The organism is Nocardiopsis sp. JB363, from assembly GCF_900143625.1.
Lineage (GTDB): Bacteria > Actinomycetota > Actinomycetes > Streptosporangiales > Streptosporangiaceae > Nocardiopsis.
This window is the reverse complement of sequence record NZ_FRFF01000108.1, coordinates 1-19,217: the sequence shown is the minus strand read 5'-3', so window position 1 is coordinate 19,217 and position 19,217 is coordinate 1. Positions and strand designations below refer to the sequence as shown.

At 69.9% G+C, this 19,217-nt stretch carries 15 protein-coding genes; 6 read left to right on the top strand and 9 right to left on the bottom strand.

Annotation, left to right across the window (positions count from 1 at the left end):
- Positions 1–695: 695 nt before the first annotated feature.
- Together BQ8420_RS16685 and BQ8420_RS16680 are read left to right on the top strand one after the other, a co-directional pair.
- Positions 696–2,999, top strand: coding sequence for a serine/threonine-protein kinase (locus BQ8420_RS16685; RefSeq protein ID WP_087100051.1), 2,304 nt, complete (start codon positions 696–698; stop codon positions 2,997–2,999).
- Between the two features lie 365 nt (positions 3,000–3,364).
- Complete coding sequence (locus BQ8420_RS16680; RefSeq protein WP_200815960.1) at positions 3,365–5,665, top strand: protein kinase; 2,301 nt, start codon at positions 3,365–3,367, stop codon at positions 5,663–5,665.
- A gap of 27 nt (positions 5,666–5,692) precedes the next feature.
- On the opposite strand, the gene BQ8420_RS16675 is transcribed toward BQ8420_RS16680, so the two are convergent.
- Positions 5,693–6,883: a DUF418 domain-containing protein gene (locus tag BQ8420_RS16675; RefSeq protein WP_200815963.1), complete on the bottom strand. Its 1,191-nt coding sequence runs from the start codon at positions 6,881–6,883 to the stop codon at positions 5,693–5,695.
- Positions 6,884–7,408: 525 nt separating this feature from the next.
- Here BQ8420_RS16675 and BQ8420_RS16670 point away from each other — a divergent pair.
- On the top strand, positions 7,409–8,350 hold the full coding sequence (locus BQ8420_RS16670; protein WP_087100050.1) for a nitroreductase/quinone reductase family protein: 942 nt from the start codon (positions 7,409–7,411) through the stop codon (positions 8,348–8,350).
- 28 nt (positions 8,351–8,378) lie between these two features.
- Here BQ8420_RS16670 and BQ8420_RS16665 read toward each other — a convergent pair whose 3' ends face one another.
- The 8 genes from BQ8420_RS16665 to BQ8420_RS16630 form a co-directional block, all read right to left on the bottom strand.
- Complete coding sequence (locus BQ8420_RS16665) at positions 8,379–9,275, bottom strand: type II secretion system F family protein (RefSeq protein ID WP_087100049.1); 897 nt, start codon at positions 9,273–9,275, stop codon at positions 8,379–8,381.
- Between the two features lie 22 nt (positions 9,276–9,297).
- Complete coding sequence (locus BQ8420_RS16660; protein WP_087100075.1) at positions 9,298–10,230, bottom strand: type II secretion system F family protein; 933 nt, start codon at positions 10,228–10,230, stop codon at positions 9,298–9,300.
- A 64-nt stretch (positions 10,231–10,294) separates the two neighbouring features.
- Complete coding sequence (locus BQ8420_RS16655; RefSeq protein WP_087100048.1) at positions 10,295–11,620, bottom strand: CpaF family protein; 1,326 nt, start codon at positions 11,618–11,620, stop codon at positions 10,295–10,297.
- 36 nt (positions 11,621–11,656) lie between these two features.
- The gene (locus tag BQ8420_RS16650; protein WP_087100047.1) at positions 11,657–12,031 is read right to left on the bottom strand and encodes a TadE/TadG family type IV pilus assembly protein; all 375 of its coding nucleotides are present in this window, start codon (positions 12,029–12,031) and stop codon (positions 11,657–11,659) included.
- Positions 12,028–12,432, bottom strand: coding sequence for a pilus assembly protein TadE (locus BQ8420_RS16645; protein ID WP_087100074.1), 405 nt, complete (start codon positions 12,430–12,432; stop codon positions 12,028–12,030). Before BQ8420_RS16645 ends, BQ8420_RS16650 begins: the two co-directional genes overlap by 4 nt.
- A gap of 130 nt (positions 12,433–12,562) precedes the next feature.
- Entirely contained in the window at positions 12,563–13,957 is a 1,395-nt protein-coding gene (locus BQ8420_RS16640) for an AAA family ATPase (RefSeq protein ID WP_087100046.1), read from the bottom strand.
- A gap of 6 nt (positions 13,958–13,963) precedes the next feature.
- Positions 13,964–14,710 (bottom strand): Flp pilus assembly protein CpaB, encoded by a 747-nt coding sequence (gene cpaB / locus BQ8420_RS16635; protein ID WP_087100045.1) that lies wholly within the window; start codon positions 14,708–14,710, stop codon positions 13,964–13,966.
- A 79-nt stretch (positions 14,711–14,789) separates the two neighbouring features.
- Positions 14,790–15,917 (bottom strand): hypothetical protein, encoded by a 1,128-nt coding sequence (locus BQ8420_RS16630; RefSeq protein ID WP_369825509.1) that lies wholly within the window; start codon positions 15,915–15,917, stop codon positions 14,790–14,792.
- A 628-nt stretch (positions 15,918–16,545) separates the two neighbouring features.
- Here BQ8420_RS16630 and BQ8420_RS16625 point away from each other — a divergent pair.
- The 3 genes from BQ8420_RS16625 to BQ8420_RS16615 all read left to right on the top strand — a co-directional run bounded on the left by BQ8420_RS16625 (position 16,546) and on the right by BQ8420_RS16615 (position 19,126).
- Positions 16,546–17,037: a YkvA family protein gene (locus BQ8420_RS16625; protein ID WP_087100044.1), complete on the top strand. Its 492-nt coding sequence runs from the start codon at positions 16,546–16,548 to the stop codon at positions 17,035–17,037.
- Between the two features lie 219 nt (positions 17,038–17,256).
- Positions 17,257–18,510: a 4-hydroxybenzoate 3-monooxygenase gene (locus tag BQ8420_RS16620; RefSeq protein ID WP_087100043.1), complete on the top strand. Its 1,254-nt coding sequence runs from the start codon at positions 17,257–17,259 to the stop codon at positions 18,508–18,510.
- Positions 18,511–18,529: 19 nt separating this feature from the next.
- Positions 18,530–19,126: a hypothetical protein gene (locus BQ8420_RS16615; RefSeq protein ID WP_087100042.1), complete on the top strand. Its 597-nt coding sequence runs from the start codon at positions 18,530–18,532 to the stop codon at positions 19,124–19,126.
- Positions 19,127–19,217 lie beyond the last annotated feature (91 nt).

Below are 19,217 nucleotides of genomic sequence, written 5' to 3'. Positions count from 1 at the left end.
GAGGAGCGCCTGTGGGCAGGCGGTGACGTGGAACGTCGAGTACATCGTGTGGACACCACGACGGCCGGGTCCTCGGTGGCGAAGCCCGCTGCGGTCGGCTGTCCAACGACAACGAGTATGCCCGAGAGTGCGGGTCGCTCGCAGCCATTCGAGGTTAATCATCGAAGTTGATCACCGGCTTTGGCCGGACCCGGCCAACGGTCTCTGTGAGGTTACTTCCGGATTGTTCAGGATGGGCGATCTCGACCGGCTTTTGTTGGTTCGTACGCTCCTGTGGGAACCACTCTGTGGTGGTGCGGGCCACTGGTGGGGGAGTAACTGGATTCAGGACGAAGGGCCCGATACCCGGAGTCCGAAGGTATAGGTGACCCACGTGAACCCAAAAGGTTGCAGGAGGTTGCGGTCCGCGGGTGCGACGGCGGGGGACAACGAGCGCGGACCTCCCATCCTCCGACCTCTGCACCGACCTCTGCGCCGGCCTCTGTCCCGGCCTCTGTCCCAGCCTCTGCCCCGGCCTCTGTTCCATCGTCACCTACGGGACCCGAACCGGAATGCGCATCGGCCGCTTCCAGACAGCCGAAACAGGTGAGAATGGCGTCCGCGCGGGCACTTCCTAGCACCAAGAGACCTAGGACGGCATCACAACCTTCAGGTAGTGTGCCGCGCTCTCCCCCCAGCCTGCAGAAGGGTCACTCGTGAACATCGGTGAAGAAGCCGCCGGAACCGACCGCCCCGAAGAACCCCCCACCGGCCGTCACTCCAGTGGACACGGTTTCGCCGGTCGCGTCGATCGGCCGGTCGACGTGACCGGGAACCGGATCGGCGAGACCTTCGGCGGCTACCGGCTCACCGAGGTGCTGGGCGTGGGCGGCTTCGGCACCGTCTACCTGGGGCACCACCACGACGGTCACATCGCCGCCATCAAGGTCCTGCACGAGCCGGCGGGCTCGTCCCCGGCCGAACGCGAACGCGACCGGGAGCGCTTCCGTAAGGAGGTCGAGCACAACAAGCAGGTCAAGCGGTACTTCATCGCCGAGGTGTTCGACTCCGGAACCGAGGACGACCCGCCCTGGGTGGTGACCGAGTACGTCGAGGGCCGTACCCTGCGCGAACTCGTCGGGGAGGACGGCCCCCTGCACGGCGACCCCCTCTACCGGCTGGCGCTGGCCACGGCCACGGCCCTGGGCGCCGTGCACGGAGCCAACATCGTCCACCGCGATTTCACCCCCACCAACATCATCATCACCAGCGAGGGCGTCCGAGTCATCGACTTCGGGATCGCCCGCACGCTGGACAACCGGACCGCCCTGGCCAGTGGACTCATCGGCACCCCGCGGTACATGGCGCCCGAACAGGCCAACGGTTCCGAGGTCACCGCCGCCATCGACGTGCACGCCTGGGGAGCGGTGATGGCCTTCGCCGCGACCGGCGGGCACGTGTTCGACGCGCCCAACGACCACCGCATCCTCGAACGGATCAAGCACGACGCCCCCGACCTGCGCGGGGTGCCCGACTACCTGGCTCGGATCGTGTCCGGCTGCCTGCACAAGGAACCGGAGCGGCGCCCCACTTCCTACCAACTCCTGGCCATCCTCCTGGGCAAGGAGGTCCCGCCCGAGCACGAACGCCTCGACGGCGGCCACGGGAGCGGCACCCTGCTGCTGGACGAGGGCGTGCAGGCCTACTGGCGCAGTGTCAGCGGTAGTAGACGTGCGCCCTTCCAGATCGCCGGTGTGTACTACGCCGACCCCACGGAGCTCGCCGCGGGCATGCAGGAACGGTGGGTGGAGGCCCACGAGATGTTGGGCGAGCCGCGTGAACGCCACGCGTTGCTGCGCTGGTTGCCCGAGAACGAGAGCGAGGCCCACCGGGTGGTGGGAGCGCTGCCGGAGGACTACGGGGGCGCCGACGTCCAGGCCGCCCACCTGATCGCCGAACTCGACCCTCGGCTGGGTGCGCTCTTCCGGGACATCGACATGACCTGGGGCGCCCTGTTCAGTACCCGGGACGGGCGCGCGTGGCCGTACCGGACCCGCGAACACGAGCGGCTCGTACACCTCGTCGAGCGGTACGACCTGCTGGGGGCGTTCGGCAAGCACCACTGCTTCCGCAACGAACACGAACCGTGCGCGTGGGGCGCCCCGTGCGTCCTGTACGGGAGGGTCGCCCGCCAGGCCGCGGTCCTGTTCGAACGGCTGCGCAGGGGACAGGAATGGATGGGCAGGGTCGCCGAGTCCCTCGCGTTCACCCCGAGGGAGATCTCGTCGGTGCGCAAGGGCGACCTCGTCCACATGCTCGCCACCCACGACAAGCGCGAGGCGGATCCGAACGCGCTGGTGACGTGGGTGACCCACGGATTCCAGGAGGGGCCCGAACAGCAGGTGCTCCAGCGGGTGCGGACCGCCATAGAGGAGGCCGGTGACCCGTGGCCGGTGGCCGTGGCGCTGCGGGCGCAACGGGAGGACCTGTCGACGGTGGCCGAACGGGGCAAGCGGCTCCGCGACCGCGCCGAGGCGCGGCAGGCGCGGCGGATACAGCGGACGAACGCCGTGAGGGAGGGGCGGGACGAAGGGCGACCGGACGATGCGCGGACCGAGGACACCGAGCGGGAACAGGCGCGGGAGAGGCTGGACACCTTGGAGAACGGTGTCTCCCGTCATCTGCCCCGGGGGTTGTTGTTCCTGGGCGGGGGTACGGCGGCGGTGGGGTTGCTCTTCGGCGTCACCTACACGACCAGTCTGGGCGTGCTCGCCATGGTGATGCTGCTGGCCGGCGTCGCGCTCGTCGTGATCGGAACGGTTCTGGGCCGAGACCAGAACAGGGAGGTCGCCGCGTTGCGGCGGCGCATGGAGGAGGGCTCCGGCGCGTTCACGCGGCCCTTGGTCGAGGGGGCTGTGGACGGCGTCCTCGTGGAGGACGACGACGGGTACGACGGGGAGATGGGGAGCGAGGAGCAGCTCAAGGTGTTGCGCGGGCACCTGTCCGACTTCCCGGAGTGAGGGCCTGTCGGTTACCGATCGGTATGCGAACCCCACCCTCCAGCCCAACAACCTGATAACGGACGTGGACGCGAAACGGAGTCTTTGGATGCTGTGACGCCGATCTCTTTTGGTGGTCGGCGCAGGGGTGGATGCCGCCGGGATTCACGATGATCAGCGGGTTTGCGTCGAAGAGGTGGCCCTCCGGCCGGTGACCGGTGGTCGACCGAAAGCCCTTTCCGGGCCGTCCCGTAGGGCTTTTCGGTAACCGTGCCCCGGCGACGAGTGCGCCGCCGATTGGGTAGATTCGCAGGACCACGGGATCGAATGTGCTATCCCGGCACAGGCCACCACAACCGTCCCTGATGCGTGGAAAGCTGCCCCCAATGGATTTCTCCACCCCCGCCCTGCCGCCGAACGTCACACCCCTGACCGACGGCGACCCGCTCCAGGTGGGCCGTCACCGCCTGATCGGGCGGCTCGGAGCCGACGGTCTGGGTACCCTCTACGCCGCCGTCTCCCCGGACCACGAGGCGATGGCCCTGAAGATCGCCGACGCCGAATGGGCCGAGGGCGCCGACACGGCCGACGAGGTCGCACTCATGCGCCAGGCCGGTGGTGTGTGCACCGTCCCGGTCCGGGACAGTGGCACCTACGAGGGACGCCCCTGGTCGGCCGTCGGGTTCATCCCCGGATTCGAACTGTGGCGACGCATGCGCGCCCACGGTCCCTTCAGCGGCGACCAGCTCCTCGTCCTGGCGGCCGGAATCGCCGAGGCTCTCGCCGGCTTCCACTCCATGGACCTGGTGCACGGGGACATGCGCCCCGGCAACGTGGTCGTCGCCGCCGGTGGGCCCAAGGTCCTCGACTACGGCATCACCCGCCGCATCGACCCGAGCGCCCCCACCCAGAGCGCCCAGAGCCTGGGCTGGTTGGCCCCCGAACGCTATGAAAGGGGCGCCGCCTCCGCCGCCACCGACGTGCACGGGTGGGCCGGGTTGGTCGTGTACGCGGCCACCGGTATCCCGCCGTTCGGTCCCAACCCCGCCGGCCACGTGCCCGGACGGGTCCCCGGACAGATCGTGTGGGAGATGGCCGCCCGCGCCCGGGAAGCGCGCGTGGACCTGAGCGCCCTCCCCGAGGACCTGCGCCCCCTGCTCGAACGCGCGTTCTCACCCGACCCCGCCCGGCGCCCCTCCGCGGAGGAGGCGTACCTGGAATGCCTGCTGCTGCTCGGCATCGACGAGCGGGCCACCGCGGACACCTGGCCCGACCGGCTGCGCGCGCTCATCGTCGAGCACTGGCCCGACCTGAACATCCCCCCGCACGACCCGGTGACGTGGACCGACGCCGCCCTGGCCCTGGCCGAGCGGGAGCGCGGTGTGCACCCGACCGAGGCCGCTGCCGCCGGACCGGTACCGCCCATGCCGCCGGCTCGATCCCGGGAGTCCGCGGCGCCGGTCCCCGGACCGGTCCCGGGCCTGCCCGGCTCCGGCACGGCCGGCATGCGTCCTGGGAGCGATGCCAGCGCCTACCTGTTCGGTGGTCGGGGTACGCCCGACGCCGAGAACGAGACCCAGGAGATGGGGATCGAGGAGGACGACGAGACCGCCGGCGGGCCACGCGTGGGCCTGTGGCTGGTGGTCGGCGCGGTCGGCATGGCCCTGGCGTTGGGAATCGGCTACCTGCTGTACGAGACGCTCGGCGGCGATTCCCCCGCCGACACCGTCGTCGCCGAGGAACCCGGCGAGGATTCCGCGGGCAGCGCCGCCCAAGAGGAGGAACCGGAACCCGAACCGGCCGCCCCCGAGTCCCTGGCCTGTGACGACACCGAACGGGTCAGTGCTCAGGAAGACCGGGCGCAGTGGCGTCCGTTCGATCCGCAGGCCGCCGCGGCCGAGTCCTACCTCGACCTGCTCACCCCGGGGCCGGAAGGCGCCGCGATCGTCGACCCCGAGATCTGGCCGTTCGTCTACCCGGTCGACCACGACACCGTCGACTACGGGCTGGCCACCCCCGGCCTCAGCGCGTTCCCCGTTCTGACGGTGTGCATGACCGAGGTGATTCCGGCCGCCGACGGGGTCGAGTTCTCGGTGGAGCTGCGCTACCACCCCAACGTGGGCAGCCACAACGTGTACGCCGAGGACTTCATGGCCCTGGTCCCGCTCGACCCCGCCGAGAACGCCGGTGTCGACAAGCGGATCCACCGGGGAGGCACCGGAAGCGAGTTGGAAGCGCCGCTGACGGCCCTGACGGTGCTGGGCCCGGATCACCCCTCCGAGCAGTTGACCGTGTACGTTCCGGGCGCACCCGAGCGCGCCGGGGTGGCCTACCGGCCCGCCGCGCACTCGGGGCCGCTGGTGCACGAGATGAGCGGACACTGCTACGACGTCGACGGCACCCTGGAGTGGCGGGACGAGGAGACGCTGGGCTCGGGTTTCTTCGCGGTCCCGGACACCTCGATGGAGTCCAACACGATGATGGACTGCCCGGTCGACGAGGACGATACGAGTACCGAAGGTGACACCGCGGACGAGAACGGCGCCGTCGGTGAGGGCGACGCGGGTGGCGAAGGTGACGCAGCCGGTGAGGGGGACGCCGGCGGTGTGGGTGAGGTCGGCGGCGAAGGCGCCATCGTCGGTGAGGGTGGCGCCGATAGTGAGGGTGCCACCGGCGGCGAGGGCTGATCGCGGGGTCCACACGGGTCGCACGGTCTACTCACCCGTGCGACCGGGCAGGTGGACCCCGGCGTAGACGCGTCGACGCAGCAGTGTCTCGGCGGGCCCTCGACCGCCACGACGGCGAGAGAGGTCGGCCCACACCAACGTCGCCGCCCACGTCGCCACCGCCACACCGGCCGCGGCCGAGGCGCTCACCGCCGCGCCCAGTCCCAGTCCGTAGGGCGCGAACACCAGGGTGAACACCGCCGCCTGAGCCAGATAGCAGCTCAGGGAGCGCTCGCCCACGGCGGCGACCGCCACCACCAACGGGTGGTCGGTCACGCCCCTCTCGGATGACCGGAGCGCGACCAGGGCGATGAGCGCGGCCCACCCGGCACCGCCCGCCCAACCGGCGGCATCGTGCAGGACCCACAGCGCGGGCTCGACCACCGGCCCGGGATTGGGCACCAGGGACGCGCTGACCAGGGCGTCCGGCAGGCCGCCCGCCACCGCGATCCCCAGGCCGACGACCACGGTGCGCACCAGCAGGGTCCGATGGAGTTCGGGGTGTTCCAGGACCCGATGGCGTCCGGCCCACACACCCACCAACAGCGGCGCCATCACCGTGAACAACAGGGTCACGGGCGTGTACAGCACCCACTCGGCCAAGCGTGCGCCCATCGCCGCCACGAAGTCCGCCTCCACCAGTGAGGGCACCGCGGCGTGCGCGGCCGCGCCCTCCTCCTCGACCTGACCGCCGCCGAGAGTGTAGGTGAGCAGGAGGTTCAGGGTCGCCGAGCCCACCGCGAACGCACCGGCCGCCCACAACAGCGTCCGGTCACCGACCCGCAGGAAGAACAGGAACAGGAGCAAGGCCAACCCGTAGGCGCCCACGATGTCCACCGGCAACAGCAGCACACCGTGCACCAGGCCGATCAACAGCATCCACAGGCCGCGGCGGTGCAGCACGGTCCTTGCGTGCACCCACCCGCCCCCGGATTCGGTGATCCGACGGGCGATCCACACCATGCCGTAGCCGAACAGCAGCGAGAACAGCGGGATCGCGCGGCCGTTCACCAGGAGGGACTGGACGAAGGTGAGCACCTGGTCGCCGGTGCCTCGAACCGTGTCGGCGTGGGTGAGGAAGAACTGCGCGTTGACCAGCGCGATGAACAACAGCATGAAGCCGCGGGCCAGGTCGGGAGCGAGGGACCGCCGGGTGGGCGAGCCGGGTGTCGAACTCATGGGTCTCTCCAGGGACGAGGGGCTCGGGGGAGGGATTCCGAAACTACGGATCCGCCCGCCGGGAACCCATGGGGCTGAGACGAGACCTTCGGTGGGGTTCACCCCACCGGCACAGCCGCCTATGATGGTGGTGCGTCGCGTGTCCCGAACTAAGAGCAGTGGGTCGGTCGGTCGACATGGAGGCGCCTGAACCTTCGGGGAGCCAATCGTGAGCCATTACTTCGCGTACGGAATCTGAGCGGCTGAACCGCTCGCGGCCCGTTCCCGGCCGCTTCGCCGCCCGGCACCTTGACCGGCGGCCTCCCCGAACACCACTCGTTTCGGCGCGTCCGCGCGCCTTCCTCGCCTTGCCCCGCCAGGCCTGTCCACGTCGCCCGGGCGGCACCATGCCGGACAGCGCCCTAGGACGTGTTCCGCGAATACTCACCCTGCCGCTCGACGGGCAGCATCCACGGAACACGCCCTTGAAGGGGACACCTCGTGTGCTCGGGGTCGGCCGCCTCCACTCACCCAGGAGGTACTTTCATGACCGACCAAACCGACCAGACCGCTCAGCCTCATCCGCATGCCCGCCCCGAACCCGGGGTGAGCCCCTTCAACGTGCCGGTGGTGGAGGAGTTCCGCGCCAACGGCGGCCACGTCGGTGGCATGTTCGAGGGCGGCGACCTGCTGCTGCTCACCACCACCGGGGCTCGATCGGGTCGCGAATACGTCAACCCGCTCGGGTACCTGAGGATCGACGACCGGCTGCTGGTCGTGGGCTCGGCGGGAGGGGCGCCACGCGACCCCGACTGGTACCGCAACCTGCTCGCCCACCCGATGGTGGTCGTGGAGCTGGGCACCGAGCGCTTCGAAGCGGTCGCCGTGCCCGCAGAGGGCGCCGAACGGGACCGCTTGTTCGAGGAGATCGTTCGCCGCGAACCGGGGTTCGGTGACTACGAGCTGCGGTCCGAGCGTCGGCTGCCGGTGGTGGAGCTCCAACCCGCCGACCTGGAGGGCGCCGGCGAGGTCACCAACCTCGCCGAAAAGCTGTTCGAGGTGCACGGGTGGTTGCGCGGCCAACTCGACCGGGTTCGCGACGAGGCCGAGACGTACCTGGCCGAACACGCCGGCAGCGGTACCCCGGTGGGGCTGAACCTACAGATCCGCCAGCACTGCCTGGCGTTCTGCGAGTCGCTGCACTTCCACCACAGCGGCGAGGACGGCATCTTCCCCGGTCTCGCTCAGGGCTACCCGCACCTGCGCGAACCCATCGAGCGGTTGATCGCCGAACACCGGGTCGTGGACCGGATCCGAGGCGAGCTGGAACGGTTGTTGGAGGACCTGGCCACCGCCGACCCCGACCGTTTCCGCGCCGAACTCGACCGGATGTCCAGGGAACTGCACGCCCACCTGGACTTCGAGGAGAAGAGCCTGATCCCGGTCCTGTCCCAGATCCCCTTCCCCCCGCCCACCCCGACGGAGTGACCGCCTGACGGAGTGACCGCCCGGCGGGTCAGCCGCCGAGGAGGAGACCGAAGTCGATGTCGCTGCCGAGGATCATCGAGCCGACGATGAGGATGAGCAGCCCCGGCAACAGCGTCGTGGCGGTCACCACCGTCACGCGGGGGTTGAGCTGCTGAGCCTTGCGGCGCATGTACTGGGCGTCCGCGCGACGCATGTCCTGGCTGATGTTGACCAGGGTGTCGCTGAGCGGGGCGCCCAGTTCCTCGGCCTGCTGGATGGCGGTCACGAACTTGCTGAGGGACTCGTTGCGGTTGCGGCGACGCAGGGCGTCGAACGCCTCCCGCCGGGAGGTGCCCAGTTCCATCTGGCGCAGCGCGATGACGAACTCGCCGGCGAGCACACCGGGCATGGAGTCGGCGACCCGGCCCACGGCGGCGCGGAACGACATGCCCGCGCTCACCGTCACCGCGAGCACGTCCAGGAAGTCCGGCAGCTGTGACTGCACCTGGTCGGCCCGTTCCTGGGCCTTGACGTACATGCTCAGGTCGGTGAGGCCCACGAACGCCAGCATCACCAGGCCGAACAGGGCGTTGTCGGACAGGAACAGCAGTACCGACAGGCTGCCGTAGAGCGTGACCTCGCCGGCCTTGCGCTGGACGTACCGTTCCACGGTCAGCCCGTCGACCCGGCCGGAGGCCTCGATCCGCTCGTGGACGGACCTGCGGCGCTTGTCGGTGAGCGACGCCAGGATCGTCCCGGTGAAGGGGCGGCCGATCGCCTCGGTGATCCGGTGCAGGAAGAACGTCTCGTCGCTCTTGATCGTGGGACGGGCGGTCGGCTCGTCCACCGGAACGCGCGTCTTGGACAGGCTCAGGTGCAGGCCGTAACAGCCGAGGACCACGATCAGCGCCGCGGCCAGTGCCACCAGCAGGGGGAGCAGGTTCATGGTGTTCCTTCGGGGGCCGGGGCTACATCTTGAACTTGGTGATCCGGGACACCGCCACGAATCCGATGACGAACAGGGTCGCCACGACCAACAGCAGCCCGATCCCGGCCGGTTGGGAGGTCATGGTGCGCATGATGCCGGGCTGGATCATGTTGAGCAGGAACAGGGCGCCCACCGACATGGCCCCCAAGGCCCACACGGTGCTGGTGGTCTCGGACAGGATGGTGCGCACCTCGCGCCGGGTCTCCTTGCGGTTCTCCAGGGTGGTCGAGATGTTGCGCAGCGCGCTGACCAGCGAACCACCCGATCTGGACGCCACGATCAGGGTGGACAGCAGCACGCCGAGCTCGCGGGAGGGCATGCGTTCGCGCAGTTCGGCGACGGACTCCTCGAAGCTCGCGCCCAGCTTCATCGACTCGGCCATGCGTCCGAGCTCCTCGCCGGCGGGACCGTCGAGTTCGTCGGCGGCGATGGCCACCGCGGTGGGCAACGCCAGTCCGGCCGATGTGGCGTTGCCCAGGACCCGGGCCAGGTCGGGCAGTTGACCGGTGAACTCCTCGCGGCGCTTGGCCTCGGCCCGGCTCAGGTAGGAGAAGAACAGGAACGCCACCCCGACGGCGGCCAGCAGCCCGAACATGGGCGCGAGGATCTGCCAGACCACCACCACGGCGAGCAACGCCCCGCACACCAACGAGACCAGGAAGGTGGACAGCCGTATCTCCGTGCCCGAACGGGCCAGGCGGCGGCTGAGCCGGGCACCCCACTGGGTGCGGTGCAGGGCGACGTCCAGCCGCGCCAATGGGGTGGAGGCGTCGTAATCGGCCTGGGCCAAGGCGCTGCGGGCCGCGATGAGGCGGCGCTGTTCGGAGCTGGCCACGAACTCCCAGACGGCCCACAGCAACACGGCCAGAACCAGAGCGACCCCGCCGAGGATCGCTGCGAACTGCCAGGTCACGCTGGCTCCCATCGGGTCGGTCCCGGCTTCGACGCCGGGGATCGGGGGGTGCAGGGGGCAGTGGTCACCGGCGCCCTCCGCCGGTGTCGTCGGAGACCACGCCGAACACCGAGGGGATGCTCTCGCCGACGTGGTAGATCCGACCGGCGACGTGGCGTGGCAGGGGGTGGTGGCGGAACTCGCCGTTCACGTCGCGGTCCGCCCCGGTGGGTCTCGACGCGAACTCCAATAGCGGGACCAAGCGGAACTCCTCACTGCGGCGCGAGGACACCACGGCCACCTCGGCGACCCGACGCGACCCGTCGGGCCACCGGCCCAGGTGCACGATCGCGTCCACCGCGTTGTTGATCTGGTCGCGCAACGCGTTGTAGGGGACCCGGCCGTCGCCCAGGGTGGCCAGGGTCTGGATCCGGTGGATGGCGTCCTCCGCCGAGTTGGAGTGCACCGTCACCAGCGAGCCGTCGTGGCCGGTGTTCATGGCCTGGAGCATGTCGATGGTCTCGGGCCCGCGGACCTCACCGACGATGATGCGGTCCGGGCGCATGCGCAGCGCGTTGCGCACCAGGTCGCGGATGGCGATCTCGCCGCGCCCCTCGATGTTGGCGGGCCGTGACTCCAACCGCACCACGTGCTCCTGCATCAGCTGGAGTTCGGCGGAGTCCTCGATGGTGACGATGCGTTCGCTGCTGGGCACGAACGCCGACAGGGCGTTGAGGAAGGTGGTCTTACCGGTGCCGGTACCGCCGGAGACCACGATGTTGAACCGGGCTCGCACCATCGCCGACAGCAGCACCCCCGTGGCCTGGTCCAGGCTGCCCATGCGCACCAGTTCCTCGATGGGGTAGGGCTTGGGGAAGCGCCGAATGGTCAGCACCGGGCCCGACAGCGACAGTGGCGGGATGATGACGTTGACGCGTTCGCCGCTGGGCAGGCGGGCGTCGACCATCGGAGAGGACTCGTCCACGCGCCGGTTCACCAGCGACACGATGCGGTCGATGGTCTGGTAGAGCTGTTCCTCGCTGTTGAAGGTCGCGTCGATGCGCTCCATCCGGCCCGCGCGTTCCACGAACACGTTGTCGGGGCCGTTCACCATGATCTCGGTGATGGTCTCGTCGGCGAGCAGGGGTTCGAGCACACCGAGACCGAGCGCCTCGTCCACGACCCGTCGGGTGAGGATCGAACGTTCCCGGTCCGACAGCACCGGTCCCTCGCGGGACAGGATGTGCCCGACGACCTTCTCCAGACGGACCCGGCGCTGGGCCAGGGTCAGCCGGGACAGGTCCTCCAGGTTGATCTCGGCCAGGAGTCGCCGCCGCCAGTGCGTCACGCTGCTCCGGTCGGCCCGATCCTCGGTGGATCGGTCCTCTTCCAGGCGGTCCTTCAGCCCCATGTTCCTCGTTTCCTCCCTTGGTGGACGCGCCGCGCCTCACAGGTTCGGCATGTCCACCCGACGGGTCAGTGTCACGTTCAGGTCCACCGAGAACACGATCGGCAGCGAGTGCGAGACCTCGACGTAGAACCCGTCACTGTCATTGGTGCCGCTGGTGACGGTCGCCTCGTCCAACCAGTCGGGCAGGGCCTGCTGGGCGGCCTCCTCGGTGCCCTCCCGGGCCCCGGCGCGGGCCGCGGACTCCAGCCGTTCGATGGCCACGAACGCGATGAAGGCCTCGAAGGCGACCACCACGGTGAGCAGCAGGATCGGTAGGACCGCGGCGAACTCCAGGATGGGGCCGCCACGGTCGGCGTCCCGCCGTGGTCGGCCGCCGGTCAGGAGCCGGGTGGGGGAGAAGGTGCGTCTCACGCGTCGCCCCCCTCCGCGTCGGACGGCTCCGCGCCGGGTGGTGGCTCGTCGACACCGTCGAGTGGGGCGACCTCGGTGACGATCTTCGCCTCGCCCGTGATGTCCCAGGGCCCGGACGTGCCGGGCAGGAACACCGGCATCGCCACGGTCACTCGGGCGTAGCGTTCCCCGTCGCGGTCGACGACGGAGGTGCTGAGCACGTCGGGGGCGTCCCACGGCGCGAGCACGCGCTTGCGGGCCTCCTCGTCGATGCGCTCCATGTCGTCGGGGGTGACTGCGGCCTGCCGGGCGGCCTCGGCCGCGCCATGCGAGGCGTACATGGAGGTGAGGCCGATGAGCAGCACCTGCCACACCAGGGCCAGCGCCAGCATCATGAAGGGCACCATGGCGGCGAACTCCACGATGATCGCGCCCCGATCGTCGCGGACGCCCCGGTCAGCCTGGTGACCCTGTTCGGTCCGGTGGCCCCGATCGTCGCGGACGCCCCGGACTCCCCGGCCGTCGCGGCGCCGGCGGGCGCCGCTTCGTCGCTCAGCCACCGAACCCCCGCCCCGCCGACCCCGGATCCCAACCGCCGGACCCACCGGGCCTGCCCGGCCCCCTCGCCCCGGACACCACGTGCCCGTTGAACACGTGGTGATCGCTGGCGTTGAGGAACCCGGACACGTCCCGGGTGGAGGGCCCTCCGTCCAACAGGGAGCCCGGCGCCGGGGTCGCCCCGCCGGAGGGGGTGAAACCGCCCTTGCTGCTGCCGCCCGGCCCCGTGGGCGGGGTGAACAGGTCCAGTTCCGCGGCGAGCCGAGCGAAGGCCTTGCGCAGCCCCTCGTCGGTCACTTTGGTGGGGTCGCCGTTGTTCTCGCCCGGCTCCAACGCTCGGTAGGCGGCCGGGACCGGGGTGCGCAGCACCTTGGTGCCCAGCAGTTGCTGGAGGAAGTCCGGTTGGATCTCGTTCTTGCGACTGTGCCGGGTGACCAGGGAATACACGTTGTCGAGGGTGCGGATCTGTAGCCGCTCCCACATCGCCATCAGCCGCTGGGCCCCGCGCATCGCCGGCACGTCCGGGGTCACCGTCACCACGGCGCTGTCGGCCAGTTCCACCGCCATCGCGGTGGCCTCGTTCATGGTGGACCCGCAGTCCACGATCACCAGTTCGTAGCGTGAGCGCAGAGCGGCGAGGATTCGACGGGTGGCGCGGGCGTTGACGTCCTCGCCGCGTTCACCGTGCTCGGGGGCGAGCAGCACGTGCGGGCCGCGCGGGTCCACGTACAGGGTCTCGGCGAGCATGCCGGGGCTGATGTCGTCGGCGCTCTCCACCAGGTCGGTGATGGACCGACGGTGCTGGAGGTTGAGGAAGGCGGGCAGGTCACCGGCCTGCAGGTCGAGGTCGACCAGGCACACGACCCGGTCGCGCCTGGCGGCCGCCATCGCCAGGTGCACCGCGCAGGTGGTGGTGCCCACCCCGCCCTTGGCGCCGCTGACCGTCACTATCCGGCCGCGAACCCCCGAAGCCGGTAGTTCGTGGGAGGCGGACTCCAGGTGCCGGCGCAGCGTGCGCGACCACTCGGCGGCCTTGGCGATCCGGGTCTCCAACTCGCCCAACCCGGCGTCCGCGGACAGCACCCCGCGGGCGCCCGCCTCCATGGCCCCGGTGAAGGTGCTCGGATCCATGGCCGAGGACACCAACAGGATCGCCAGCTGGGGATGGCGGTGGGACAGGTCCCGCACGGTCTCCAGAACCGGCGCGGGCCCCATGTCCTCGTGGATGAGGACGACGTCGAGCTCGGGGAACTCACCGGCCCCGTCGAGCAGCGTCGTGCCGGTGTTGCGGATCGCCACCAGGTCGCACGTGCCCAGTTCCTCGAAGCGCGCGGCGAGCACCATCTCGGTCTCGGATGTGGGCATCCCCGCCAGAACGCGGAAGTTCACCGCTGTCTACCCCCCATGCGGCATGCGCCGCTCGTCGGTCTGGTCGATCAGGTCGTCGAAGTCCCCGCTACAGAACTGTTCGTCGCCGGTGGAGCCGCCACCGTCCGCGCTGACCAGGGCCAACCGCAGCTTGGTGGAGAACTCTTCGGCGTAGGCGAGCTGTAGGGCGCTGTCCGGGTCCAACCGGAAGGTCACCGGAACCACACCGGTCACCCCCGAATCGGTCTCCTGACTGCGCAGCTCACCGATGTCGAGGACCTCGACCTCGGTGATGACACGGGTGGCGCAGGCCTCACCGTGGTCGCGTGCCTGGAAGGTGCCGTAGATGTCCACGACGGAGCCGCGCCGCACCTTGCCGGCCACACCGGTCTCGGCGTTGACCATGATGGCGATCTCACGTTCGCCCTCGGTCAGGGTCGGCTGTGGCTGCACCATGCCCTGCTGGAGGAGAACACCGCTCTCCAGGTGGGAGGAGGCGACCAATTGCTGGTCGGCGGGGGTCTCCACCTCCGACAGGTCGGCGATGAACACCTCCGGGTCGAAGTACATGCTGGGGACCTCGACCGACTCGACCTGGTCCTGGGTGATCGGCTGGTAGGCCTCCACGTCGTCGACCAGGCGCAGGACCGTGGCGAACTGGCCCAGGCGTTCCTGCTGGTTGTTGAGGTAGGTGAAGACTGACGCGAACACGGCCACTGCGCCGACCGCGGCCACGACCATGAGCAGGACGCCACGTCGCTGACGGGGGTTCATAGAGGGGTGCTATCCGTTTCCAGTGTCGTCGTGGGCCCCGCCGTCGAGAGCGACGAGGGGACCCGGCCGGGAGGGAGCGTCACCGTGAGTAGGATCTCGGGTCCAATCGGCGGTGCGGCGGGTCCTCCGCGGGGGCGGTCGAGGGCTGAGGGGTCGGGGACCGAGAGGGCTCGGGGGAGCGCTGGTGGGCCTCTCCGTTGGGTGGTGGACCCGGCACCGGAGCGCCGGTCCGTGGCGGGTGCGGGCCCGGTGGCGGGCCCGCCGATGGAGTCGGTGGTGGACTCATCGGGGTGTTGCGGGGTGGTCCCGGGGTCGGGGGACGCACCGGTGAGGGAGGAGGCGTGTAGGAGGGGTGCCCGGCGGAGTTGGCCGAGCAGAACGGGCAGGGGCGTGCGGCCATGGGCTCGCCGCACCAGGCGCAGGCGGAGGTCCGGATGGACCCGGCCGCGTAGGCCAGGGCCTGTGGATGAGCGCTCAGCGCCACGAACTCGACGTACTTGCCAGTGCCCCAGTAGGCGCTGCCCAGGGGTTGCGCGGGCAGGCTGCGGGTGGCCACCGGTTGGATGGCCCGCGGAAGGTTGTCGTCGAACACCCTGGTGATGGCGGGATCCGGGGTGGAGCTCAGCAGCTGCACGGGTTGGACGGGCCGGAACGGCAACCCGGAGGCGAGTTCGGCGGGACGCAGCCGACCCACCTGCGCGGTGGGCGCGCAGAACGCCAGGAAGGACACCGACGGCGCATAGGATCCCACGTGCTGGCGCATGCTGGTCGGCAGGGTGGACAGGCCGGAGACGGTGCGCAGCCAGGCGCCGGCGAGCACGTGCTTGGGCAGCTCGCCGCTGAGAGCGGCGACCATGCCCGGTGGAAGGTAGGGGGCCAGGTAGGCGAGCTGGTCGGCCACCAGGGACAGGGCGAGTGGGGACAGGTCGACGCCGATACCGGCGATCCGGTCGGTGCGCAGGGCACCGCGGGCGAAGTTCACCGCCCGTTCGGCGTCCGTTGCCTGCCAGGCGGGGTAGAGGGCGACGACCTTGCGGCCGGACCGGACCTGTTCGATGGCGAAGGCGACGAAGGCGGAGCTGCGCGCGCCGACGGTGTCGCCTCTGAGCGGGAACCGGTGGGCCCCGGCCTCACCCACGTGTCCCGTGCTGGGGATATCCGCCAACAGGGCTACGGTCGTCGCCGACCTGGGCTGGGCATTGGACACTGGGAAAGCTCCATCGGTTCTGCGCGTTCGACGAATTCGAAAGGTGCGGCGGCGGCCCACGTGAGCGGGTGCCACTCGGACGCATCGTAACGAATGGGTGGCTCGGGGTGGGAGGGCCGGTATTCGTTACCGTGCGGCGGGGTGCGCACCGGTAGGCGCTTTTCGGGTGCCTTGCGGGTACCGGCGGCGGTGCGGATCGTGGGGCTGCGACGCCGGTCGGTGGGGACGACCTGCTGCGAAGGCATGCTGTGGCCTCTCCAGGACGGGGGCGGGAGCCGTTGGCCGTATGCGACTACTCCGCGCTGAGTGGTTTGCGGTGATTAGTCCGGTTTTCTGGTTTTCCTGTTCTCGATCTGTCGGGCGGAGCGACAAAGGGTGTGCCGCCTCCACAAGGATGCCTTTTCCGGTTCAGGACCACCAGTGTCCCCGTCAATGCTGTGGACAACTCCGAACGAAAGTCCTCTCAGCTGCGCAAAAGCAGTCACAGTGGCCCCACCGCCCCCATCCGTCACCGTGCGGCGATGTCATCTACGTCTCTTCTCGGTTGCGCGGGCGCTCCTCGGGAACGATTGAGGGTGATCTCGCGTCATATCTTGAGAAGTCACTTGCCCCCTGAGGAGAGCGAACGATGCGCAACGTCAACCGGGCCGCGGCCGGAGCGGCCGCCTGGCAGGTCATCCAGAACACCGACGGCAAGGTCTCCGTGTGGCAGCGCGTTCGCGCGGTCCCGCGCATGATCGGGGCCAAGCTGCGCGGCCGCTACCCCGAGCTCGGCGGCGGCAAGCTGTTCACCATGCTGGCGCTCGTCGTGTACGTGGTCTCGCCGATCGATTTCATCCCCGAACTGCTGTTCTCCGTGCTGGGTCTGGTCGATGACGTCGCCGTCGCGGTGTGGCTGACCACGATGGCCCTGGGCGAGAGCGAACGCTTCGTGGTGTGGGAACGCGAGCAGGAGGCCCAGGAGGCCTTCTATCGGGCCAACCCCGACGGTCCCGGGCAGGCGGGAGCCACGTCCGGGCGGTCCGGCGCCGAGTCCGAGCACGCCGGAACCCAGGCGCCGCCGCAGGGCGGGCCGCGCGTGGAGGACCACGTCGACGGCGGCCGGAGGCAGCGACGCTGATCACTTCGTCGACTGACCACTTCGTCACGCGCCCGGGGGTCGAACCCCCGGGCGCTTCGCGTTCCAGGTGCGGGGGGAACGTCCCGATCGGGGGACCATGGACAAGAAGCCGCCTCGCCCGTATCGTACGCATAACGCACACGCGTGCTGAATGCGAACAAGTGGATCCGTCCCTGCTCCGGAGCACGCCCCCTACGCCACGGAGAGCCGAGCCCACCCATGAACGCGACGAACCAGAGCCAACGGACCCAGGTCGCCATCATCGGTGCGGGACCCGCCGGGCTGATGCTGTCCCACCTGCTCTCCCTCTCCGGCATCGACTCCGTCGTCATCGACGTGCGCGACCGCGAGACCATCGAGGCGACCATCCGGGCGGGGATCCTGGAACAGGGGACCGCCGACCTCATGACCTCCACGGGCGTGGGTGATCGCCTCCTCGACGAGGGACAACGCCACGAGGGCACCTACCTGCGCAGCCGCAAGGAGTCCCGGCGCATCGACTTCGCCGCGCTCACCGGACGATCCGTCTACCTCTACCCCCAGCACGAGGTCCTCAAGGACCTCATCGGGGCACGGATCGCCGCCGGGGGAGACCTGCGGTTCGGCGTCCACGACGTCGAAGTCCAGGGCATCACCACCGACGACCCCAAGGTGCGCTTCACCGAACCCGACGGCACCCGCGTCGAGCTCTCCAGCGCCGTCATCGCCGGCTGTGACGGATCCCAGGGGGTGTGCAGGCGCGCCATCCCGAAGGACGTGCGCACCGACTACTTCCACGCCTACCCGCACGGCTGGTTCGGCATCCTCACCGAAGCCCCGCCCAGCTCCGACGAACTGATCTACTCCCACTCCGAGCACGGGTTCGCGCTCATCAGCTCGCGCACGCCCACCCTGCAGCGCATGTACTTCCAGTGCGACCCCGGCGAGGACGCCTCCACCTGGAGCGACGAACGCATCTGGGACGAGCTGCGCACCCGGGTCAACGGCAACGGCTTCGAACTCAAGGAAGGGCCCATCACCCAGCGCGGGGTCATCCCCATGCGCAGCTACGTCATCGACCCCATGAGCCACGGGCGCCTGTTCCTCGCCGGCGACGCCGCGCACACGGTCCCCCCGACCGGGGCGAAGGGCATGAACCTCGCCGTCGCCGACGTCGCCGTCCTCTGCCAGGCCCTCGAACGCTACTTCCACCAGGGTTCGACGGAGCTGCTGGACGTCTACGGCCGCACCGTCGCCGACCGCGTGTGGCAGGCCCAGCACTTCTCCTGGTGGATGACGTCCATGCTGCACCTGGACCACAAGGGCGACGCCTTCGACCACCGTCGACAGCTCGGCGAGATCGACCAGATCACCGGTTCCCCGATCGGCGGCGCGTACCTCGCCGACACCTACACCGGCAGGCCCATCGCCCTGACCAACCCCGACTCCGTCGTCGCCGAAGCCCTGACCCGCACCGCTCAACGCACCCCCTGACCCGACGGATAATGGGGGAATGTCCCTTGAACGACAGCCCCGGGCCGAGCGGGTCGAGTCCACCGACCTCGGGCATCCGGCCCTGCGCCGGGACGAACTCGTGGTGCTCGCCGAACTCGTCCGCGACGCCTGCGCGGGCGACCTGACGATCGGCCTCACCGACGGCGGAAACGAGGTCGGGCGCGAGGTCGTGCAGGTCGCCGAGGCCTTCGCCGAACTCCGGGAGCGGTCCGAGGAATCCAAGCCGCGCGCACTCTTCCTCTCCGGGCGGCGAGGGCGAACCCGCGTCACCGTGATCCTCGGCCACGACTCCCGCGTGCGGGTGACCGAACCCGACGACGCCTCCCGGGAAGCGGTCGCCGCGATGGTGGAGGTGGTCCGCGGCCATCAGCGCCGGTTCACCGACCGCGCCTGGATCGGAATCCTCCTCGGCGTGCTGGGCCTGCTGGTCACCGTCGGCTACACCGGGCTGATCATCGGCCAGGGGCTCATCGGCACCGGGTACGGCCTCGGAGTGGTGGCGCTGCTCGTGGTGAGCCTGGGGTTCGTGCTGTGGGGCCAGTCCAACCCCAAGGACGGCGAGGGCGCTCGTATCGTCAACACCCCACGTCGGTGAGCGGGCCCCCACCACCTTTCCGCCTCTGAACTGCGGTGATCTTGCTACCAGAAGCGAAAAAGGCGCCTTTTTCGCTTCTGGTAGCAAGATC